The organism is uncultured Altibacter sp., from assembly GCF_963972995.1.
Lineage (GTDB): Bacteria > Bacteroidota > Bacteroidia > Flavobacteriales > Flavobacteriaceae > Altibacter.
The window spans coordinates 1-19313 of sequence record NZ_CAXAXI010000036.1 but is presented as its reverse complement, the minus strand read 5'-3'; the positions used below and the strand labels follow the sequence as shown (position 1 = coordinate 19313).

23 protein-coding genes are annotated in these 19313 nt (G+C 43.9%); 7 read left to right on the top strand and 16 right to left on the bottom strand.

The window, feature by feature from the left end; all coding sequences use genetic code 11:
- The 3 genes from AACZ11_RS11945 to AACZ11_RS11935 all read right to left on the bottom strand — a co-directional run.
- On the bottom strand, positions 1 to 505 hold a 505-nt coding region (locus tag AACZ11_RS11945), incomplete at its 3' end, for a glycosyltransferase family 39 protein (RefSeq protein WP_339832580.1).
- The gene (locus AACZ11_RS11940) at positions 492 to 1124 is read right to left on the bottom strand and encodes a lipid-A-disaccharide synthase N-terminal domain-containing protein (RefSeq protein WP_339832578.1); all 633 of its coding nucleotides are present in this window, start codon (positions 1122 to 1124) and stop codon (positions 492 to 494) included. The genes AACZ11_RS11940 and AACZ11_RS11945, both read right to left, overlap by 14 nt.
- Complete coding sequence (locus tag AACZ11_RS11935) at positions 1121 to 1831, bottom strand: glycosyltransferase family 2 protein (protein WP_339832575.1); 711 nt, start codon at positions 1829 to 1831, stop codon at positions 1121 to 1123. Before AACZ11_RS11935 ends, AACZ11_RS11940 begins: the two co-directional genes overlap by 4 nt.
- Before the next feature lie 107 nt (positions 1832 to 1938).
- Here AACZ11_RS11935 and AACZ11_RS11930 point away from each other — a divergent pair, with 107 nt between their 5' ends.
- On the top strand, positions 1939 to 2889 hold the full coding sequence (locus AACZ11_RS11930; protein ID WP_339832572.1) for an SDR family NAD(P)-dependent oxidoreductase: 951 nt from the start codon (positions 1939 to 1941) through the stop codon (positions 2887 to 2889).
- Positions 2890 to 2959: 70 nt separating this feature from the next.
- On the opposite strand, the gene meaB is transcribed toward AACZ11_RS11930, so the two are convergent.
- Positions 2960 to 4039, bottom strand: a complete 1080-nt coding sequence (gene meaB / locus AACZ11_RS11925; RefSeq protein ID WP_339832570.1) for a methylmalonyl Co-A mutase-associated GTPase MeaB — start codon at positions 4037 to 4039, stop codon at positions 2960 to 2962.
- A 91-nt stretch (positions 4040 to 4130) separates the two neighbouring features.
- Here meaB and AACZ11_RS11920 point away from each other — a divergent pair, with 91 nt between their 5' ends.
- A complete protein-coding gene (locus AACZ11_RS11920) occupies positions 4131 to 4556 on the top strand; it encodes an organic hydroperoxide resistance protein (RefSeq protein WP_290626810.1) in 426 nt (141 codons plus the stop codon).
- A gap of 52 nt (positions 4557 to 4608) precedes the next feature.
- On the opposite strand, the gene AACZ11_RS11915 is transcribed toward AACZ11_RS11920, so the two are convergent.
- Positions 4609 to 5169, bottom strand: a complete 561-nt coding sequence (locus tag AACZ11_RS11915) for a DUF2383 domain-containing protein (RefSeq protein WP_290626730.1) — start codon at positions 5167 to 5169, stop codon at positions 4609 to 4611.
- Between the two features lie 148 nt (positions 5170 to 5317).
- Here AACZ11_RS11915 and AACZ11_RS11910 point away from each other — a divergent pair, with 148 nt between their 5' ends.
- From AACZ11_RS11910 to AACZ11_RS11900, 3 genes are read left to right on the top strand one after another with little or no spacing between them, the layout of a single operon-like run.
- Entirely contained in the window at positions 5318 to 5863 is a 546-nt protein-coding gene (locus tag AACZ11_RS11910; RefSeq protein ID WP_290626732.1) for an RNA polymerase sigma factor, read from the top strand.
- A complete protein-coding gene (locus AACZ11_RS11905) occupies positions 5847 to 6461 on the top strand; it encodes a hypothetical protein (RefSeq protein WP_290626734.1) in 615 nt (204 codons plus the stop codon). Before AACZ11_RS11910 ends, AACZ11_RS11905 begins: the two co-directional genes overlap by 17 nt.
- Positions 6433 to 7872: a hypothetical protein gene (locus tag AACZ11_RS11900; RefSeq protein WP_290626736.1), complete on the top strand. Its 1440-nt coding sequence runs from the start codon at positions 6433 to 6435 to the stop codon at positions 7870 to 7872. Before AACZ11_RS11905 ends, AACZ11_RS11900 begins: the two co-directional genes overlap by 29 nt.
- Positions 7873 to 7876: 4 nt before the next feature.
- Here AACZ11_RS11900 and AACZ11_RS11895 read toward each other — a convergent pair whose 3' ends face one another.
- Together AACZ11_RS11895 and AACZ11_RS11890 are read right to left on the bottom strand one after the other, a co-directional pair.
- Positions 7877 to 8434: a hypothetical protein gene (locus AACZ11_RS11895; protein WP_290626738.1), complete on the bottom strand. Its 558-nt coding sequence runs from the start codon at positions 8432 to 8434 to the stop codon at positions 7877 to 7879.
- Between the two features lie 79 nt (positions 8435 to 8513).
- Positions 8514 to 8864 carry a DUF6249 domain-containing protein gene (locus tag AACZ11_RS11890; protein ID WP_290626740.1) on the bottom strand — a complete coding sequence of 117 codons (351 nt, stop codon included), beginning with the start codon at positions 8862 to 8864 and terminating at the stop codon, positions 8514 to 8516.
- Positions 8865 to 9024: 160 nt separating this feature from the next.
- On the opposite strand from AACZ11_RS11890, the gene AACZ11_RS11885 reads away from it, so the two are divergent.
- Together AACZ11_RS11885 and AACZ11_RS11880 are read left to right on the top strand one after the other, a co-directional pair.
- Positions 9025 to 9612, top strand: a complete 588-nt coding sequence (locus AACZ11_RS11885; RefSeq protein WP_290626742.1) for an RNA polymerase sigma factor — start codon at positions 9025 to 9027, stop codon at positions 9610 to 9612.
- Positions 9596 to 9985, top strand: a complete 390-nt coding sequence (locus AACZ11_RS11880) for a hypothetical protein (protein ID WP_290626744.1) — start codon at positions 9596 to 9598, stop codon at positions 9983 to 9985. Before AACZ11_RS11885 ends, AACZ11_RS11880 begins: the two co-directional genes overlap by 17 nt.
- Here AACZ11_RS11880 and AACZ11_RS11875 read toward each other — a convergent pair.
- The 9 genes from AACZ11_RS11875 to AACZ11_RS11835 form a co-directional block, all read right to left on the bottom strand.
- The gene (locus AACZ11_RS11875; RefSeq protein WP_290626746.1) at positions 9974 to 10465 is read right to left on the bottom strand and encodes a DUF4199 domain-containing protein; all 492 of its coding nucleotides are present in this window, start codon (positions 10463 to 10465) and stop codon (positions 9974 to 9976) included. The genes AACZ11_RS11880 and AACZ11_RS11875 overlap by 12 nt on opposite strands.
- Before the next feature lie 117 nt (positions 10466 to 10582).
- Positions 10583 to 13936, bottom strand: a complete 3354-nt coding sequence (gene secA, locus AACZ11_RS11870; protein ID WP_290626748.1) for a preprotein translocase subunit SecA — start codon at positions 13934 to 13936, stop codon at positions 10583 to 10585.
- Positions 13937 to 14135: 199 nt separating this feature from the next.
- Positions 14136 to 14357, bottom strand: coding sequence for a DUF2795 domain-containing protein (locus AACZ11_RS11865; protein ID WP_008272287.1), 222 nt, complete (start codon positions 14355 to 14357; stop codon positions 14136 to 14138).
- A gap of 140 nt (positions 14358 to 14497) precedes the next feature.
- Positions 14498 to 15073 (bottom strand): cob(I)yrinic acid a,c-diamide adenosyltransferase, encoded by a 576-nt coding sequence (locus tag AACZ11_RS11860; protein WP_290626792.1) that lies wholly within the window; start codon positions 15071 to 15073, stop codon positions 14498 to 14500.
- A gap of 111 nt (positions 15074 to 15184) precedes the next feature.
- Positions 15185 to 15349: a hypothetical protein gene (locus AACZ11_RS11855; RefSeq protein ID WP_290626794.1), complete on the bottom strand. Its 165-nt coding sequence runs from the start codon at positions 15347 to 15349 to the stop codon at positions 15185 to 15187.
- 204 nt (positions 15350 to 15553) lie between these two features.
- A complete protein-coding gene (locus AACZ11_RS11850; protein ID WP_290626796.1) occupies positions 15554 to 16261 on the bottom strand; it encodes an ABC transporter ATP-binding protein in 708 nt (235 codons plus the stop codon).
- A gap of 71 nt (positions 16262 to 16332) precedes the next feature.
- Positions 16333 to 17046: a class I SAM-dependent methyltransferase gene (locus tag AACZ11_RS11845; RefSeq protein WP_290626798.1), complete on the bottom strand. Its 714-nt coding sequence runs from the start codon at positions 17044 to 17046 to the stop codon at positions 16333 to 16335.
- 202 nt (positions 17047 to 17248) lie between these two features.
- Positions 17249 to 17635 (bottom strand): hypothetical protein, encoded by a 387-nt coding sequence (locus tag AACZ11_RS11840; RefSeq protein WP_339832556.1) that lies wholly within the window; start codon positions 17633 to 17635, stop codon positions 17249 to 17251.
- A 123-nt stretch (positions 17636 to 17758) separates the two neighbouring features.
- Positions 17759 to 19313: ABC-F family ATP-binding cassette domain-containing protein (locus AACZ11_RS11835; protein WP_339832554.1), on the bottom strand; the 1555-nt coding region annotated here is incomplete at its 5' end.

Here is a 19313-nt window from a genome sequence, read left to right as displayed (position 1 = left end):
CCGCCACAAGAGCATGGAGCAACAAATTTCGGTCTTCGGTAAAGAAGCGGTACAGGACATAAATAGTGCCCATCATGAATGCATGGGTAAAGATGTCCCATTGACCGTTACGTCCCGAAAAAACGACATAGAAGGACGTCGCTAGAATGAGTGACCCAATAAAGGCATAGGATTTTTGTTGCGTAAATTTTACTGCCAATCGATAGGTAGACAGCACTAACAGTAAAGTCACCAAAGCTGCCGGAAGGCGCAACGCTGCTACACTCTTAAGTCCGAAGATTGCCGCCGAAATTGCTGTAAGCCAAGTGGGCAATGGAGGTTTTTGGTATCTGGGTTCACCGTTCAAGGTGGTGAGTAACCAATTGCCATCCTCAAGCATCTCCCGAGCAGTGATAAAATTACGGGCTTCCATGATATTTACGTACAGAGCGTCGAGGTTGACAAAGAAGATACCTATGCAAGTAAGGACCAGCAACCCCACGTATCTGTTCTCAGGAATTCGCATGTAGTTGTTTTTTCCAGATGAAAATATTGCGCACGTAGATAATCAGCCCTGCAATATGCCCCACGAAAAGCACCGGGTCTTTTCTGAAGATCGCATAGGTGAGGATCAATGAAGCTCCCAACACACTCATACGCCAAAATCCAACGGGGAGCTGAGATGTTTTAGTGCGTTCGCTATACATCCATTGGTACACGAACCGCAGTGTAAACAGGACTTGAGAGACAATACCCAACAGCAGCAGCCAGAATGGAATGTCTTCGTTCTTGAATAATTTATTGAGGTCGTACTCACCATTATTGTACGCATAGATCACAATGAATAATGGAAATATCAAAAGAAACCATTGCATGGCTTTAGGAGATTTACGCCACTCTCCTTGCAACTGTAAATTCCTTATATAGATATAGTAGGTAAGGGCTTGACCTAACATGATGGCAAAATCGTCTCGAAGATGTCCGTACACGAATAAAAGGAATGAAGCCAACAAACTTAATTTCCAAAAGAGGGAAGGGGTGACAACACGTTTGCTTTTTTCTGAAAGAATCCACTGCACGATAAGCCGCCCCGAGAAGAGGAGCTGTGCCAAGAAGCCTATCCCATAAATAAGCCAATTGCTCATCCTTTGCTTTTGATCTCGTAGTTGATATATTTCTTCTTCATCCAAAGGTAGGCAAAGCAATCCATTAGTGGACCAATAAGTCGGTTCCAGACCCCAAACTTTGCGGTGCCTGCAATACGAGGGAAATGCTGAACCGGGACTTGTAGGATCTTTCCCTTCTGTAACAGGATCATGGCAGGCAGAAACCGATGCAGACCTTTGAACATAGGAATACGTTTGGCGTACGATGTTTTGATCACTTTCAGAGGGCAGCCTGTGTCATCCATTCCATCGTGAGTAAAGGCACGGCGAATGCCATTTGCGATCTTTGAGGACATATTTTTTACAAAAGAATCCTTTCGGTTAGACCTAACCCCTGTTACTAGGTCGTACGTATCGATATGCGCTAATAACAGATTGAAATCTTCCGGCGCGGTCTGTAGGTCGGAATCGATATATCCAACCAACGAACTCTCGACATGGTCGAAACCGGCTTTGATCGCAGCGCTAAGTCCTCGGTTCTCTTTAAACTGTAGATAGTGGAATGCTTCATTTCGGTCACAGATTGCTTCAATAAGATCTTGACTCTTATCCTTGGACCCATCGTTAACGAACAATACGGCCGTTTTTTTTATGGCAATGTGTGTATAGGCCAGTAGTTCTTTTTCAACCCGTTCCAGATTATCCTCTTCATTGTAGACAGGCACTATTATGGTAAATTCGTACATGAAATGCGCGTAAAGGTTTTTGCAAAAGTATTTCTTTTTTGAACAATGGGCAGAAATTAAATAAGAACTGTAAAAAAGATGCTATTTTGCAGTCGTAAATCATTTCTATGAAGGTTTTAGTTACCGGGGCAGCCGGCTTTATAGGTTCTCATACTGCCGAACGATTGGCAGCTATGGGATATGAAGTGGTGGCTCTTGACAATTTTTCCGATTACTACGATGTTTCTTTAAAACAGCAGAACGCGCAAACGCTGGCTGAAAAAGGAATTGAAGTGAAAAAGGTAGATCTGCGTACCGATGACCTAACTCCTTATATCAACGAAACAATTTCTCATATCTTTCACTTTGCGGCCCAACCCGGTATTGCACGTGACAGCAGTTTCGAGGATTATTTCAGCAATAATTTCTACGGAACACAACGAATGATCGATGCCATGATGCCTCTTTCTAAAGCACCGTTCTTCGTCAATATTGCGACTTCCTCCATTTATGGTCTGGAAGCTACATTATCTGAAGATGAAGCACCCTTGCCCGCTTCTTGGTACGGCGTCACTAAACTTGCAGCGGAACAGCTCGTGCTTGCCTATAGTCGCAGAACATTGCTCAAAGGTTGTTCGCTCCGATTGTATTCGGTATACGGACCCAGAGAACGACCCGATAAATTATACACACGGTTGATCGATTGTGGTTTGAACGATAAGGAATTTCCCTTGTACGAAGGAAGCCTGGAACACCTTCGAAGTTTTACGTATGTGCAGGATATAGTAGATGGTATTGTGAGCGTATTAGGTAAGGAAACGGTGTGTAATGGCGAGATATTCAACCTTGGTACCGAAGAAGAGAATACTACCGCCACAGGTATCGCTACGGTGGAGGCCATTCTTCAGAAAAAGATAAAGATTGCTAATATGCCACCTCGCCCGGGAGATCAATCGCGTACGTGTGCGAATATAGATAAGGCAAGAAAAGTGCTGCAGTATTCTCCGGAAACCTCTTTAAAGGAGGGGTTGGAGGCTCAAGTGAAATGGTTTCAGGATACCTTTAAAGTATCTAATTAATAATGGTTCGATTTAGTAATAAGGAAGCAAAGATTGATACTTTCTTTAGAAATATTCAATGACTTGATGCTCAGCGCAGGGTAAGTATTTTATGGGCGGCCTCAAAAGGTGTTGTTTTGTTATCCGCCAACAATGCCAATTGTGTTTCTAAAGCCTCTTTGATCTTCGGATTGTTGAAAAAATCGCTTTTTAATGTGCTTTCGATCGTTTGGAGCAACCAGAATTTATTTTGTTGATTCCTTTTTTCTGAAAAGTAATCATTCGCCTTTACGGTTTCAAAATAAGAGGCGATCATCTCCCAAACCGCATCGATACCTTCGTTTGTGAGAGCACTGCAAGTAAGTGTCTTGGGAGTCCAATTGCTATCCTTGGGAGGGTATAAATGTAACGCTCGGTTAAACGCTACTTTTGCCATCTTGGCTGCCTTCATATTCTCGCCGTCTGCTTTGTTGATCACAATAGCATCTGCCATCTCAATGATACCCCGTTTTATACCTTGGAGTTCATCACCGGCTCCGGCCAATTTCAGTAATAAAAAGAAATCGGTCATGGAATGTACGGCGGTCTCACTTTGACCTACACCCACAGTTTCTATAATAATGGTATCGAATCCCGCTGCTTCACAAAGGATGATGGCCTCGCGGGTCTTTCGAGCTACGCCTCCTAACGAATCGCCACTAGCTGAGGGACGTATAAAGGCATTGGGATGTCGCACGAGTGCTTCCATACGCGTCTTATCTCCCAAAATGCTCCCTCTACTTACGGTGCTGCTGGGGTCAACGGCCAGAACTGCTACTTTGCGACCTTCTTCAACGAGTAACGTACCAAATGCTTCTATAAACGTGCTCTTTCCCACGCCGGGAACTCCGGTAATCCCAATACGAACCGAGGCATTTGCATGGGGTAGACATGCTTTTATAAGCGCCTTAGCATCCTCTTGGTGTTTTGTAGCGGTACTTTCAATAAGGGTGATTCCGCGGGATAAAGCTGTTTTATCCTCTTGCAGAATGGCTTCGGAAAGCTGTGCGACAGAGGGAAAGCTTCTTCGTTTTGTCTGAATCTTTTTTGCCACAGACGGACTTACCGCCGGTAGCGGTGCTACGCCTTCTTTTTCTGAAAGGGCTCCGGTATGTTTCTGTTTTTTGGTCACTCCCGAAATTTATGACAATTTTATGAATATCGACTTTTTTACCCGGTTTTTCGATAGTATATTGACTCTTCTTAAACTAAAAACAAGTACTATGAAAACTTTATATGAAGCTACTTCTACTGCGGTAGGAGGGAGATCTGGGCACGTACGTACCGAAGATGGAACAATAGACATGAACCTCTCGGTGCCCAAATCCATGGGAGGTGACGGAGGCGATGGTGCCAATCCGGAACAGTTCTTTGGATGTGCTTATGCGGCTTGTTTTGGAGGTGCCGTACAGGTGATCGCCAAAAAGAAAAAGATAGAATTAAGCGACGAGTTTAGTGTGAGTGCGACAATTGGTTTCTGTGAAGATGAGGATGGTGCGTTTCTGGAAGCAACCTTAGATTGCTATATCCCTGGCGTTGATGTGAAGACCGGGGAAGACTTAATAAATAAAGCACACAAGATTTGTCCGTTCTCTAAAGCGACTCGGGACAATATTACCGTTACTTTGAATTTGTTATTGGATGAATAATCATTGAAAGTGCATCTTAAAATAAAAGCCCTGTTCTCACAGGGCTTTTATGTTACATTGCTTTTAAATTAATTATTTTTCCGGAGTCGTTATTTTTTTTTTCCTCTGCCTCGGGAGCATCTTCCTTTTCAGTGATGGCTTCCTCTCGAGTGGCAGCTTCCTTTTTAAAGGGATTTACTTTGTGTTGTTCTGCTTGCTTTGCATACCATGTGAGTTGTTTCTTTTGCTTTTCTAACATGGCAATGATGGGTTCAGGGAGTGCATTGTTGTCGATCAATTCCTGATAGCGCTTTATGTTGTTCTTGTCACGCGCAATACATTGATTAATGATTACTTCTGCATTGAAATGTTCCAAAGCGTCCTTGATCTCATGCCATGTACGGTCAATATTTCCTTTTTCGGCATCTTCCTTGAGCGGCTCAATGTCTCGGGAATGCAATTCATTGGAAATATCATGGCTCATCCTGTTACGTTCAACGGCCATATAGTTCAAGAACCGCTTCAACTCGGTGGTTTGAGCATCCTGAGCGGCATTGTAGTATAATTTCTCTGCTTCGAAGCTTGCGACAAGCAACCGGTTTAGCTTATTGAAGTCAGTGTATTTCTTTTCCATACATACAAGTAATTATTCAAATATAGTGCAATTTCAGTACCGTTCTTATTACTTTATAAGTATTTTAAGCTAAAATTTCGTTAATAGTTGCAACACGAAAAAAAATCAATCGTCTTTAGTCCGAACAGCAACCAAAAAACCATCAAGTTTGTCAGATTCACTACTTGTTGAGCAATGTAGACAACGCAATCGCAAGGCGCAGCTTAAGCTGTATGAGCAATATTGCGACGGTATGTTTATCGTAGCCCATCGGTATTTACGCGACACAGCAGCGGCAGAGGATGCCATGCAAGAAGCGTTTATTAAAGCGTTTCAGAAATTACACCAGTACAAAGGGGACGTCACCTTTGGTGCTTGGTTAAAAAGGATCGTGATCAATACCTGCTTAGACAGCATCAAGGCGCGAAAGATGCAATTGTATGCAATCAACGAAGAAGTAATGAGCATTACAGAAGAGGAAGCCGGATGGCAAGTGGCGGACGAAACGACCTATGAAGAAGTGCTGCAAGCCATTGAAAAGCTTCCGGATAATTATCGAACTGTGGTACAATTGTACCTTCTGGAAGGATATGACCATCAGGAGATCGCCGAAATATTGGGTATTTCAGAAAGCGCATCGCGCACCAATCTCCACAGAGGAAAAATACAGTTAAAAGAACAATTAAAGCATTTAAACTATGGCACAGGATATTAGAAAATTGGTGCAAGAGCAGTCCTCAAGAGGCCCCGTGTTGCCAAAACGCCACAAGGCACGATTTGAGGCTAAGCTGGATGCGGCCTTTTTGGAAGAAGAGGTTCCAACATCCAAAGGAAAGAGTGAGGCTTTCTTTTGGTTGAAGATAGCCGCTATGGTCGTGGTTTGCTTGGGAATAGGATTCTTCACGTATCAGCAGTGGAATGGTGAAGAAACAACGCCACTAGCCGAAACGTCCGCAAAAACAGAGAACACCAACAGCGACGCAATGGCACAGATCACATTAGGGGATATTTCTCCCGACCTGAAAAAGATAGAGAACTATTATCTCACAGGAATTAATATGCAATTAGCATCCCTTAGCATGGGGGATGAGAACAAAGAACTTATAGATGGATATATGCAACGTCTTGGTGAGTTAGACGCTGAATACAGCCTTCTTAATACCGAATTGAATGAAGTGGGCCCTACCGAGGCAACCATCACCGCTTTGATCGATAATTTGAAGTTACGTTTGGAATTGCTGTTCAAACTTAAAAGCAAATTAAAAGAACTAAAAAATCAAAACAATGAAGAATTTAAACCAATTGAAACATAATTTAAGTTTCTTGCTTTGTCTTGGGGTAGGGGTGATCACGTTCGCCCAATCCAAGCATGTGGAAACATTTAATGTAAGTGATGACGTTCTGGTAACGGTTAATACATCACATACCAACGTCGTCTTTGAAACCTGGAACAAAGATAAGGTAGAGGTTGAAGCTTTTGTCGATGGCGAAAAGCTTTCAGAACAAGAACGGGAAAAGATTTTTAAAGACTGGAAATTCGACATTCTGGGAAACAGTAAAAAAGTGGTCATTACATCTAACGCCGGATCGACAATGGAATGGCGAGGTATGGAATCATTATCTGGGATGGATGCTTTGAAGGAACTGGAATTCTTGGGTCCGATGATGGAAAACATGCCGTTAATGTTGGAGTTTAAAATGCCACCGCTGCCGGATGATGTGATGAAAGGCATGGGCGATCTGCAATTCGACTATGAGGCATTTCAAAAGGATGAAGAAGGCTATATGAAGAAATGGGAAAAGGAGATCGAGAAGCGTTTCGGAAAGGATTTTGAGAAGAAAATGGAAGCTTGGGGTGAGAACTTTGCCATGCAATGGAATGAGAAGCACGGGGACAGTATAAGTCAAGAATGGGAACAGAAGATGGAAGCATGGGGAGAAAACTTTGGCAAACGCATGGAAGTTTGGGGTGAGAAATTTGGTAAGGAAATGGAAAAGTGGGCCGAAGACATAGAAAAGCAGGCCGAAAAGGAAGGTGGTAATTTCAGTAAACAGGTGATCACCAGTCCTAATGGGAAGTCGATCATTATACAAAGCGATGGCAATTTTAAACCGAAAGACTTAAAATCGAACAAGACCATCATTATCCGCATGCCTAAGAATGCCAAGACCGAGATCAATGTACGTCACGGAGAAATTAAAATGGCCAATGCGTATAATATAAAAGCGACGCTCAATTATTCACCGTTTACAGCAACAAGCGTTGATGGGGGGAAGACCCTCATCAGCGCTGCGTATGCACCGGTAACGGTTGGGAATTGGAAAGATGGAACCTTGCAGTTGAAATTTGTGGATAAATGCAGTCTCAATATGGTTGAAGATATTGATCTCAATGCAAATTCAAGCAATGTAATTATCAATACGGTTTTCGATACTGCCAACCTTTCAGGATCGTTTGGAAACTTACGCATCAAGGCGGTTTCCAACGATTTTTCAAGTCTTAATATAGTTCTGGAAAATACAGATGCCACCTTAGACCTTCCCTCTAGTCCGTTCTCGTTTTTATACAACGGTAAGAAATCTACCTTGCTATACCCAAAATCACTTCAGCTTAAAAGCTCTAAGAATAACGACCGTGTATTGGTTAAAGGATTTAATACATCGAATACGGCTTCCAAAATTGTTACCATCAATGCTACATACAGCAATGTTAAGATGCAATAATATATCAACGTCCCACCCAATTGAGCAGGGTATTTTCCACGGTGATCAAAACAGCTACCGCAATCATCGCAACTGCCCACGGCATCCACTTTCTTCGCATCCCAATGACACGCCCTTCTCCCGTCAATACTTGCAATGCTTTTAAAATCCTTCTCTTGTTAAGCCATAACACAACCAAAAGACTGCTAAGGTAAATGCAAGCACTCATAAGGGCTCCCCAAGAGATTTGAAACGTAAGATCTACCATAATGATATTGAGAAGCACGGGAACAAGTACAAGGGCTCCCAACAGTTTCGTTCTGTTAAACAATAGCAATACAGAACCTATAATCTGCGATACGCCAATAAAAAAGACATAGGCTTCCGAGTATCCGAAGAAGGTCCAAGCAAGATCAAACCCGGTTACGTCCAATAATTTTGTTTGAGCGATCGCTTCCGGAATATTCCCTTTTCTGTAAAATTGGCCTCCCAGAATTTTTCCAACACCATAGGAGGTGAGCATCGTACATACATAACATCGCAAGGAAAATTCTATATAACGTAAGATTCGAGTAGTAGGCATCTTTTTAAAAATTAAAAAGCCATTTTGATGTTGCAACTACAGCATTCAAAATGGCTCGTTCAACTAAATACAAACGTTTTTAGGCGTCACTGTTCAATTTCTTGGTAAGATAGAACCCACTAAAGAGTCCAACGCCTGCCATAAAGAAAATAGTACCCGGGTACGCCACTTCTTCCTCCATACCTAACTGAGTGTTGAGAATGGCCGCGATAAAAATGCCCAGCCCGATTCCCATGCTCAGCAGCGCAAGATTGATGACAATGACCTTCCAAATAGGGGTCACCTTCCGGTCCTTGCCGTAAAAGATAGAAGCATCTGCTCCTTTCTCGATCAAGGCAAGGCGTTCCCGGTTTCTTGCCGAAATGAATAAATAGTAGATTCCAAAGAGTACTCCGAAAATAATTGGTATTACAATAACTTCTGATCCCATACTGTTGCTTTTTTTAATTCTGCGAATGCCGCAGAGGGTTATTGGTTCTGTTCGTTTTTTAAGTAAGACGGAGTTGCCTTCGATTCGGTTACAAATTTTGTATTTTTATTTGTGAAGGAGTTCTGTAACCAACCTAATGGTTCCTTCGTCTTATCCTTAAATGAACCAGACCACTGACCAATATTACATCGAAAAAACGATGCAAGGCGATACGCAGGCTTTTGGTGTATTGGTGGAACGGTATCAAGACTTTATATTCACCATCGTGCTGCGCATGGTCAAGAACCGGGAAGAAGCAGAAGAAGTGGCACAGGATAGTTTTGTAAAAGCGTACGAGTCGCTATCGAGTTTTCGGGGCGAATCTAAGTTCTCGAGCTGGTTATACAGTATTGCGTACCGCAAAGCGTTGGACCGGATACGGCAGCAAAAACGCTCGCGTACCACACCGTTAATGGAAGAACGAACAGAAGGCAATACAGAACTTGTTGAAAATGCATTGGATTATCTGCAAGGTCAGGAACGCAGTGCGATCATTCAGAAGGCGATCCAGAAATTACCGGAAGAGGAAGCGGCGATCATCACCTTCTATTATTTTGAAGAACAATCCGTAAAGGAAATCGCTGCGATTACATCCCTTTCTGAAGATAATGTCAAGATCAAACTTTTCCGAAGCAGGAAAAAATTACATACCTTATTAAAACATTTTGTGGTACACGAAATAACGAAACACAATGGACAAGCAATCTAATACTGAAGAAGCATTTATAAAAAAGAGCGTGCAGGAAGCAGGGCTCTTAAAACCCGATCCGGGATTTTCACAACGCGTAATGGCGGCCGTAGCTCAGAAGTCAATAGCAAAGACTGTGTATCGTCCTCTTATTACCAAACCCATATGGGCGCTCTTAGGATGTATGGTTGCGGCGTGCATCGCGATACTCTTCTTTTTACCTACGGAAGGAATTTCTCTCTTCGATCGCTGGGGTTGGGCAAAACTGTCTGCTATTGAATTTTCGATGCCAACGCTTGATCTGTCACAAACAGTGACGTACGCTATCGGTTTTTTAGTATTGTTCTTAGTGCAGATCCCTTTTTTAAAACGCTCATTTATATTAAGAGGATAGGGGTGCTTTTCGCTTCATAAAGAAAGCAGCGACCGCCGAAATTACGATGCCTCCCACCAAGGCTCCTATGGCCGATTGCATCATGTAATTCGTGATGTTGAAATACTCATTAGCCGCTTTTAAGGTCATAATTTTATTGGTCACCGAATAATCGATCACGTTATTGAAGTATTCGGGAGTGATATAATTGTGAGTAATATATTGCCCCAAAGGAGAGAGTAGGGCTACAAAGACCGCCATGATAACGCCGCTGAAAAATGCTTGTTTCCAACTTATAACTTTGTTGTAGTACCTTCTGCGTTTTTCGCGCATCTCCAACACGTACATAAGGGCGGCAAAAGGAAGGAAAAATAAGGTGAGCCAATAATGGTCGGCAATGTCTTCATCATGCCATCCCAAGGTTTTCTCAAGCAGCATCCAGACGAGGGCCATAATGGTAAAGATAAAGGCCCATTTTAATTCGATCGCTATTTTTTTCATCGTCTTTTAGATTGAAACGTCTCGAAGATACTAAAAAGTTGTGGGCAAGGACTCAGCAGCAAACAAAAAACCCCGAAGTTTATGCTTCGAGGTTTCATCTATAATCGTAACGGGAATCTATTCATCCACCAACACCCAATCTCCTTTATCGAGAAGGGGGATGGCTTGCTTGTATTTTAGGGTCTTGTTCTCGCCGCTCATTACATGCTTGATGGTCACTTTGTCGTTACGTCCAATCTTGGGACGGTCGCGAACAATGGTTTCGGTTACTTGCTGACGCTGCGTATTTCCGGCAGCGCGAGACTGTGCCGCACGTTCATCCATGTTCGGGATCTCTTCTTTCTGCTCGCTTAGCTTTTCTTTGGATTTTACTTCACGTGCCTCTTGGATCTGTTGTTGGTTCTCCTGTGGCAGTTCTCCCTTGAAGAGGAACGAGATCACCTCTTTATTTACCTTTTCAATCATCCCCTTGAACAATTCGAAGGCCTCAAACTTGTAGATCAATAAGGGATCCTTTTGCTCGTGTACCGCCAACTGTACCGATTGTTTCAACTCGTCCATTTTACGAAGGTGTGTCTTCCAGGCGTCGTCAATAATCGCTAGTGTGATGTTCTTCTCAAAATCGTTGATAAGTTGCTTTCCTTCGGTCTCGTATGCTTTTTCAAGGTCGGTTGCGACATTCAGGGTCTTGATACCGTCTGTAAACGGTACAAGAATGCGCTTGTACTTATCCTTTTGGGTCTCATATACGTTCTTGATCACAGGATAAGCCGTCTCGGCACTGCGGGTCATCTTTTCCTGATAGTGGCTGTAGGCAGCCTTGTAGATTTTCCCGGCTATTTGCTTCACGTCTAATTTCTCGAACTCTGCTTCGGAAAGGGGAGAACTCATAGAAAAATAACGGATCAACTCAAACTCAAAGTTCTTGAAATCCTGTGCCAACTTGTTTGTCTCCGCAATTACTTCCGAAGTGTCATAGATCATATTGGCAATATCCACACGAAGCCGTTCTCCAAACAGGGCGTGGTAGCGTCGCTTGTAGACCACTTCCCGCTGGGCATTCATCACATCATCATATTCCAGCAATCGTTTCCGAATACCAAAGTTGTTCTCTTCCACTTTCTTTTGTGCACGCTCAATGGATTTGGAGATCATGGAGTGTTGGATCACTTCACCTTCTTTCAAGCCCATTCGGTCCATCATTTTGGCGATACGCTCGCTTCCGAAGAGACGCATTAGATTATCTTCTAAGGAAACGTAAAACTGTGAACTTCCGGGATCTCCCTGTCGACCACTACGCCCGCGTAACTGTCTGTCGACACGACGGGAATCATGACGTTCGGTTCCTACAATAGCCAATCCTCCGGCTTTTTTCACTTCTTCCGATAGTTTGATATCCGTACCCCGTCCTGCCATGTTGGTGGCGATGGTTACCATGCCGCTCTTTCCGGCTTCCGCAACGATATCGGCTTCTTTCTTGTGAAGTTTCGCGTTAAGGACGTTGTGAGGAATATTTCGAATGCTTAACATCCTGCTTAACAGCTCTGAGATCTCCACCGAGGTGGTACCAATCAACACGGGACGTCCGGCCTTGGAAAGGTCGGTCACCTCATCGATCACTGCATTGTATTTCTCTCGTTTTGTTTTATAGATCTTATCTTCCCGGTCATGACGGGCAATAGGTCGGTTGGTAGGGATTTCGACCACATCCAATTTATAGATCTCCCATAGCTCTCCGGCTTCGGTCACGGCCGTACCGGTCATCCCCGCCAGTTTGCGGTACATTCTAAAGTAATTCTGAAGCGTGATGGTAGCAAAGGTTTGTGTCACGGCTTCGATCTTTACGTTCTCCTTTGCTTCGATCGCCTGGTGTAATCCGTCACTGTATCGACGACCGTCCATAATACGTCCGGTCTGTTCGTCAACGATCATGACCTTATTTTCCATGACGACATACTGGGTGTCTTTTTCGAAGAGGGTATAGGCTTTCAATAATTGATTAAGCGTATGAATACGCTCACTCTTTACCCCAAATTCTCGGAAGAGTTCTTCTTTTTCTTCTGCTTCCTGCTCCGGGGAGAGTTCTTTGGCTTCGATCTTTGCGATCTCAATACCAACTTCCGGCATTACGAAGAAGTCAGGGTTATCTTTACCCGATAGGAAATCCACTCCTTTATCGGTCAGTTCAATTTGATTGTTCTTCTCTTCAATCACAAAATACAGCTCTGCATCCACTTTTGGCATCTCGCGGTTGTTGTCCTGCATGTATTGGTTCTCGGTCTTCTGAAGGATTTGTTTTACGCCCTCTTCGGAAAGGAATTTGATCAACGCCTTATTCTTCGGTAATCCGCGATACACCCGAAGCAATTGGAATCCACCTTCTTTGGTATCGCCTTCTTTTAAGAGACGTTTTGCCTCCGCTAACACGCCGGTTAGGTATTTACGCTGTACCTCTACGATCTGCTCGATCTTCGGTTTTAGTTCGTTGAATTCATGTCGGTCTCCCTGAGGCACCGGACCTGAAATAATAAGCGGGGTACGGGCGTCATCGATCAATACCGAATCCACCTCATCGACAATCGCATAGTGATGGGGTCGTTGCACAAGGTCTAGTGGTGCATGGGCCATATTGTCCCGTAAGTAGTCAAAACCAAATTCGTTGTTGGTTCCGTAGGTAATATCTGCATTATAGGCCTTGCGGCGTGCTTCAGAGTTAGGCCTGTGGTAATCGATACAATCCACACTCAATCCGTGGAATTCAAAAATGGGTGCCATCCAGGCACTGTCTCGCTTGGCAAGGTAATCGTTCACGGTTACCAGGTGTACGCCATTTCCGGCAAGTGCGTTGAGGTAGACGGGTAGGGTAGCAACCAAGGTCTTTCCTTCCCCGGTCTGCATTTCGGCTACTTTCCCTTGGTGCAAGGCCACACCTCCTATCAGCTGTACATCGTAATGGACCATATCCCAGGTCACTTCTTTTCCGGCGGCATCCCATGAATTGTTCCAGATGGCTTTATCGCCGTCAAGGGTAACATAGTCCTTTGTACCCGAAAGCTCACGGTCGAAAGGGCTGGCAGTAACGGTAAGCGTAGTATTGTCTTTAAAGCGTTTGGCAGTTTCTTTGACTACGGCAAAAGCTTCAGGCAGGATCTCATCCAAGGTCTTTTTTTCGATCTCGTAGCGATCATTCTTTAAGGCATCGATCTGGTTATAGATATCTTCTTTCTGGTCGATATCTTCCATGGCTTCGGCTTCGATTTGAAGCTGGTCGATCTGTTGCTGGACCTCCTGTTGATCCTCCTTAATCTTATGGCGGAAGGCATCGCTCTTGGCACGAAGTTCATCTAGTGTAAGTTTCTCCAGAGAAGCTTCATATTTTTTAATTTTATCGACATAAGGCTGTATATCGCTAATATCTTTTTTGGATTTATCTCCTACAAAAACTTTTAATACATTGTCTAATAATCCCATGATCTGTTGTTGTAACTATTGCTTATGGCACGTAGCACATTGGCCACTAGTGAGTATACAAAAAAACTGTAAAAAAACCATACTGGCAAGCAGTTCTTTTGTTTTTAATTGTTCGTGCTCAAGCAAAAAAAAAGCCTCTTGACGAGACTTTTTTATTAATAATTTATTGTTAGGGTATTCGTAAAAAATACCGGTATTGTTAATATTCATCTTCGTTCCACAGATAATCTTCGTCCGTGGGGTAGTCCGGCCAAATTTCTTCGATAGAATCGTAAGAATCTCCTTCGTCTTCAATAGCCTGAAGATTCTCGACCACTTCAAGAGGCGCTCCTGTTCTAATAGCATAGTCAATAAGCTCATCTTTCGTTGCCGGCCAAGGTGCATCACTTAAATAGGATGCTAATTCTAATGTCCAGTACATAGCACTTAGGGTTTTAATTTTGTGCAAAAATAATTTTTTAGATCAAAAAGTCAAGGAAAATCGTAAATATTTCTGCTATATTTTAAAGAACGTATATAATAGGCTGAAAATCAAAAAGATATATAAAATTGATTCTTCTCCTATTCCAGTTTTTCGGGGATCCATTTGATCTCTTCCGCTTGCAGGTCATAAGTCAATTTCCGTGCCAGCACAAAAAGATAATCGGAAAGCCTGTTAAGATACTTCAGTACCTGTGGATCGATGGGCGATTCGGCATGTAGTAAGGCCGCCAAACGCTCTGCTCTGCGGCATACACAGCGTGCAATGTGACAATATGACACAGTGGTATGACCTCCGGGAAGTACAAAGTGGGTCATGGGCGGCAGGCTGTCATTCATTTGATCCATTTCGGTTTCCAATAACGTAATATTCGCTTCAGAGATCTTTGGGATGTTGAGGCGTTCCTTTCCCGACTTCAGTATGGCTTTTTCAGGATCGGTGGCGAGGATCGCACCGGCGGTAAAGAGTCTGTCTTGTATTTTGATGAGGATCTCTTTGTAATGAGCGTCGATAGCCTGATCGCGTATAAGGCCAATGTAAGAGTTCAGTTCATCTACCGTTCCATAGCTGTCGATGCGTATGTGATGCTTTGGGACGCGTGTTCCGCCAAACAAGGCGGTGGTTCCTGCATCACCGGTCTTGGTGTAGATCTTCATGTGCTTTTTGTTTAGTAGGGTTGCGTTTCTGCAAGCGGTTTAAGGTCTTTTTGTTGGATATATACACAAAGAACGCTCCAATGAGAAATGCTATTAGCAGCCACTCAAAATTCATTTCTTGTCTTTTTTCTTTTCGTAATAGCCCGAACGAAAGCTTCGGCTCCTGCGATTACGCTGTGTTTGGGTGTTCTTTCGGTTCCAAAGAAATAGCAATAAAAATACCACTAACAGCAGTACGATCACGAATATAGGATTGGACAGGTCGAAGAATTTCATAGTCAAAGATACGGTATCTGCTGCTTATTTCACAACCTGTTTTGTGGTTCCTGGTATATGACGAACAGTGAACAGGGGAGGTGTCTGTGAGTTTGTGAGTTTGTGAGTTTGTGAGTCTGTGAGTCTGTGAGTTTGTGAGTATGTGAGTTGGTGAGTATGTGAGTAGGTGAGTTTTCCTATTGGATCTGTTTTAACTTCCAAACATCATGAATCGAAAACCATTTTCTCCTTGGTGCGGGTGTCACTCTCAACAACACCATCGCGCAAGCGGATCACACGATGGGCGTGCTGTGCGATGTCTTCTTCGTGGGTAACGATGATGACGGTATTTCCTGCCTTATGGATTGCGTCGAAAAGGTTCATGATCTCTAAGGAAGTCTTGGAGTCGAGGTTTCCGGTAGGCTCATCGGCGAGGATAATGGAGGGCTTGTTCACCAAAGCTCTACCTACTGCCACCCGTTGGCGCTGTCCGCCCGATAACTGATTGGGTTTGTGGTCCATTCGGTCGGCAAGCCCCACATCGGTTAGTACTTCTTCGGCACGCTTGGTACGCTCGCTCTTTGAAACTCCCGCATAAATCTGCGGCAGGGCCACATTTTCCAAGGCTGTGGTTCTTGGCAATAAATTGAAGGTTTGGAACACAAACCCGATCTCTTTGTTGCGTATCTCTGCCAACTCATCATCGGTCATATTGCTCACATCTTTACCATTGAGTTCGTAGGAACCCGATGTGGGAGTATCCAAACAGCCCAGTAAGTTCATCAAGGTAGATTTCCCCGAACCCGAAGGTCCCATGAGCGCAACGTATTCACCACGTTCTATATCAAGATCGATCCCTTTCAAAACTTTTACTATTTCCTGTCCCAATGGAAAATCACGTGTGATGTTCCTAATTTTAATGACTAAACTCATACGTTGGCTGTCGTTTTAGAATTCGTTTGCAAGATACAATTTTACCATAAGACGCAAGGGGTGTCGTGATGTTACAAACGAATGGTAAAATGTTCTTTTTTCTGACCGCTTCGGAAGAAGACCAACCCCCATTGAAATGTATCGATACTCACGGATACTTCAGGGCGATGAACGATCGCTCGCCAGGCTTCGGTCATGGAAGGGTTCAAATAGATGTCATCAAAAATAAGGAGGGTGCCTTCCTTCTTGCGGTTAAGGAGCTGTTGAAAATTCTGAAGCGTTTGTTCCTGACTGTGACTTCCGTCTATATATACCAGATCGAAGGTTGTATGGGGTGTTTTAGAAAAGAAATCTTCAAAGACGGCGGTATGTACCCTTGCATTGTGAAGCCGGGCTTTTTTCAGGGCTTCGGAAGTGTACTTGGCGGTGACGGGACATCCTTCTACGGTATGTACTTCGGCGGTGGGATTTCCCAGTCCCAGTGCGATGGTACCCAGCCCCAAGGAAGTCCCAAGTTCAAGTACGGTATGCGGTTGAAGGTATTGGACCAAACGAAATAACAGCCGTTGTCGTTTTCGTACGATGCCGGCATGTTTGGCGATGGCGGCAACGGGTCGTTCATCGGACCGAAAGATACGGGAACCGCTACCGTGATCGGTAACGAAAAGGATCTCTTTTGAGTCGTGAAGCTGCTTCCTGTAAAGGTCTAAATCTTTGTATTGCGGATAAGCTGTCGTGTCGTAAAAACACCGTGTCACCAGATCATACACAAAAGGCGAGTGCACCCCATGCTGATTCGTAGACCGGAGCAAAAAGGAGAGGTAGGATGTAAATTGGTGCAGCACGTCGCAAAGTAAATGGTAAAAGTTGAGAGTTGAAAGAGGCGTGTTATTTTTTTAAGTAGGAAGCTGGAAGTTGGAAGTTTGGTTATTCCAATGCTTTGCAGGCAGGGAGGATTCCTAAAGAGTGTGGAGCGCGTCGATAGGCTCAGCGTGACAGCATGGGGTGGGAATGGTTGGAAGTTTGAATTAGGAAGATGTAAGTATTGTCATTCCGAACGTAGTGAGGAATCTCTGGATTCTTCGCTTCGCTCTGAATGACATGGCAACTGTCATTCCGAACGTAGTGAGGAATCTCTTGGAAGAGGGATGATCGGATTGTTAGAAGTTTGAAGCTGAACGAATTGTCATTCCGAATGCATTGAGGAATCTCTGGAATCTTCGCTTCGCTCTGAATGACATGGCAACTGTCATTCCGAACGTAGTGAGGAATCTCTTGGAAGAGGGATGATCGGATTGTTAGAAGTTTGAAGTTGAACGAATTATGATTCAGAGCGAAGTGAGGAATCTTAGGGTGTGTCTCAGTTCGTTTCAAATAATTAATTTAATTCCCTAAACTCCCAAATCCTAACTCCTAACTCCTAATTCCTAATTCCTAATTCCTAATTCCTAACTCCCAACTCCTAACTCCTAACTCCTAACTCCTAACTCCCGCTCCTTACTCCTCCAGCTTCGCAGATAACTCGAACCAACGTTCGGTCTTGGCATCGATGGTGTCGATGATTTCCTGCAACTTTCGGGATTGTGCGTCGATCTCTTCCCCGTCCCAACCTTCGGTGGCAAATTTGTTTTGCAGTTCTTCCCGCGCTACCTCCAGATTGGCGATCTCCTTTTCCAGCTTCTGATATTCTTTCTGTTCGTTATAGCTAAGCTTTCCTTTGTCGTTCTGTGCTTTCCAATTTGTTTTTGGCTTCGATTGGCCGGTAGAATCGGCACGTTTTTCAGCAATACTACTATCCTCATAGGCTCGGAAATCGGAGTAATTTCCGGGAAAGTCCTGTACTTCTCCTTCGCCGCGAAACACAAAGAGATGGTCAACGATCTTATCCATGAAATAACGGTCGTGAGATACCACCACCAAACAGCCCGGGAAGTCCAATAAAAAACTTTCCAGTACGTTGAGTGTCACGATGTCCAGATCATTGGTTGGTTCGTCCAGGATGAGAAAATTTGGATTCTTTATGAGAACCGTACATAAATACAAACGCTTTCGCTCACCACCGCTTAACTTTTCCACATAGTCGTACTGTTTCTTTCGGTCAAAGAGAAAACGTTCCAGCAGTTGCTGGGCAGAGATCTGCCGTCCTTTTTTTAAGGGGATGTAATCCCCGAACTCACGCACGACATCGATAACTTTTTGTCCCTCCTTGATGTGGATTCCTTTTTGCGTATAATACCCAAACTTTACGGTATCTCCAATAACCACCTTCCCGGCATCGGGTTGTACGCTTCCTGTAATAATATTGAGGAAGGTCGATTTTCCGGTCCCGTTCTTTCCAATGATCCCAAGCCGTTCTCCTCGTAAGAAGTTATAGTCCAGCTTGTCCAACAATACCTTATTTTCATACGATTTAGAGACCTTGTGCAGTTCTACCACTTTGGTGCCTAGCCGCTCCATGTTAAGTTCCAACTGTATTTCGTGGTCGTTGCGCCGTTGGTGGGCACGGGCCTTGATCTCGTGAAAGTCGTCAATACGCGACTTGCTCTTCGTGGTTCGCGCTTTGGGTTGCCTGCGCATCCAAGAAAGCTCCGACTTATATAGCTGTTTTGCTTTGTCTGTCTCGGTCGCTTCGGCTTCGATACGCGCCTCCCGTTTTTCAAGGTAGTAACTGTAATTTCCTTTATAGCTGTAAAGTTTCCCTTCGTCCAGTTCAACGATCTCATTACAAACCCGCTCCAAAAAATACCTATCGTGTGTCACCATAAAGAGTGTAAAATTCTCTTTTGCGAAGAGCTGCTCCAGCCATTCGATCATCTCCAGATCCAAGTGGTTGGTAGGCTCGTCCATGATGAGCAGGTCGGGCTGGGTGAGGAGGGCATTGGCCAACGCCAACCGTTTCTTTTGTCCGCCGCTTAGATTGCCTACCTTTTGGGAAAGATCTTCCAGTTTCAGTTTAAAGAGGATTTGCTTGTACCGTGTTTCAAAATCCCAGGCATGGTGGGCTTCCATCTTCTCAAAGGCAGCTTGATAGGCTTCCGTATCGGTAGGGTTC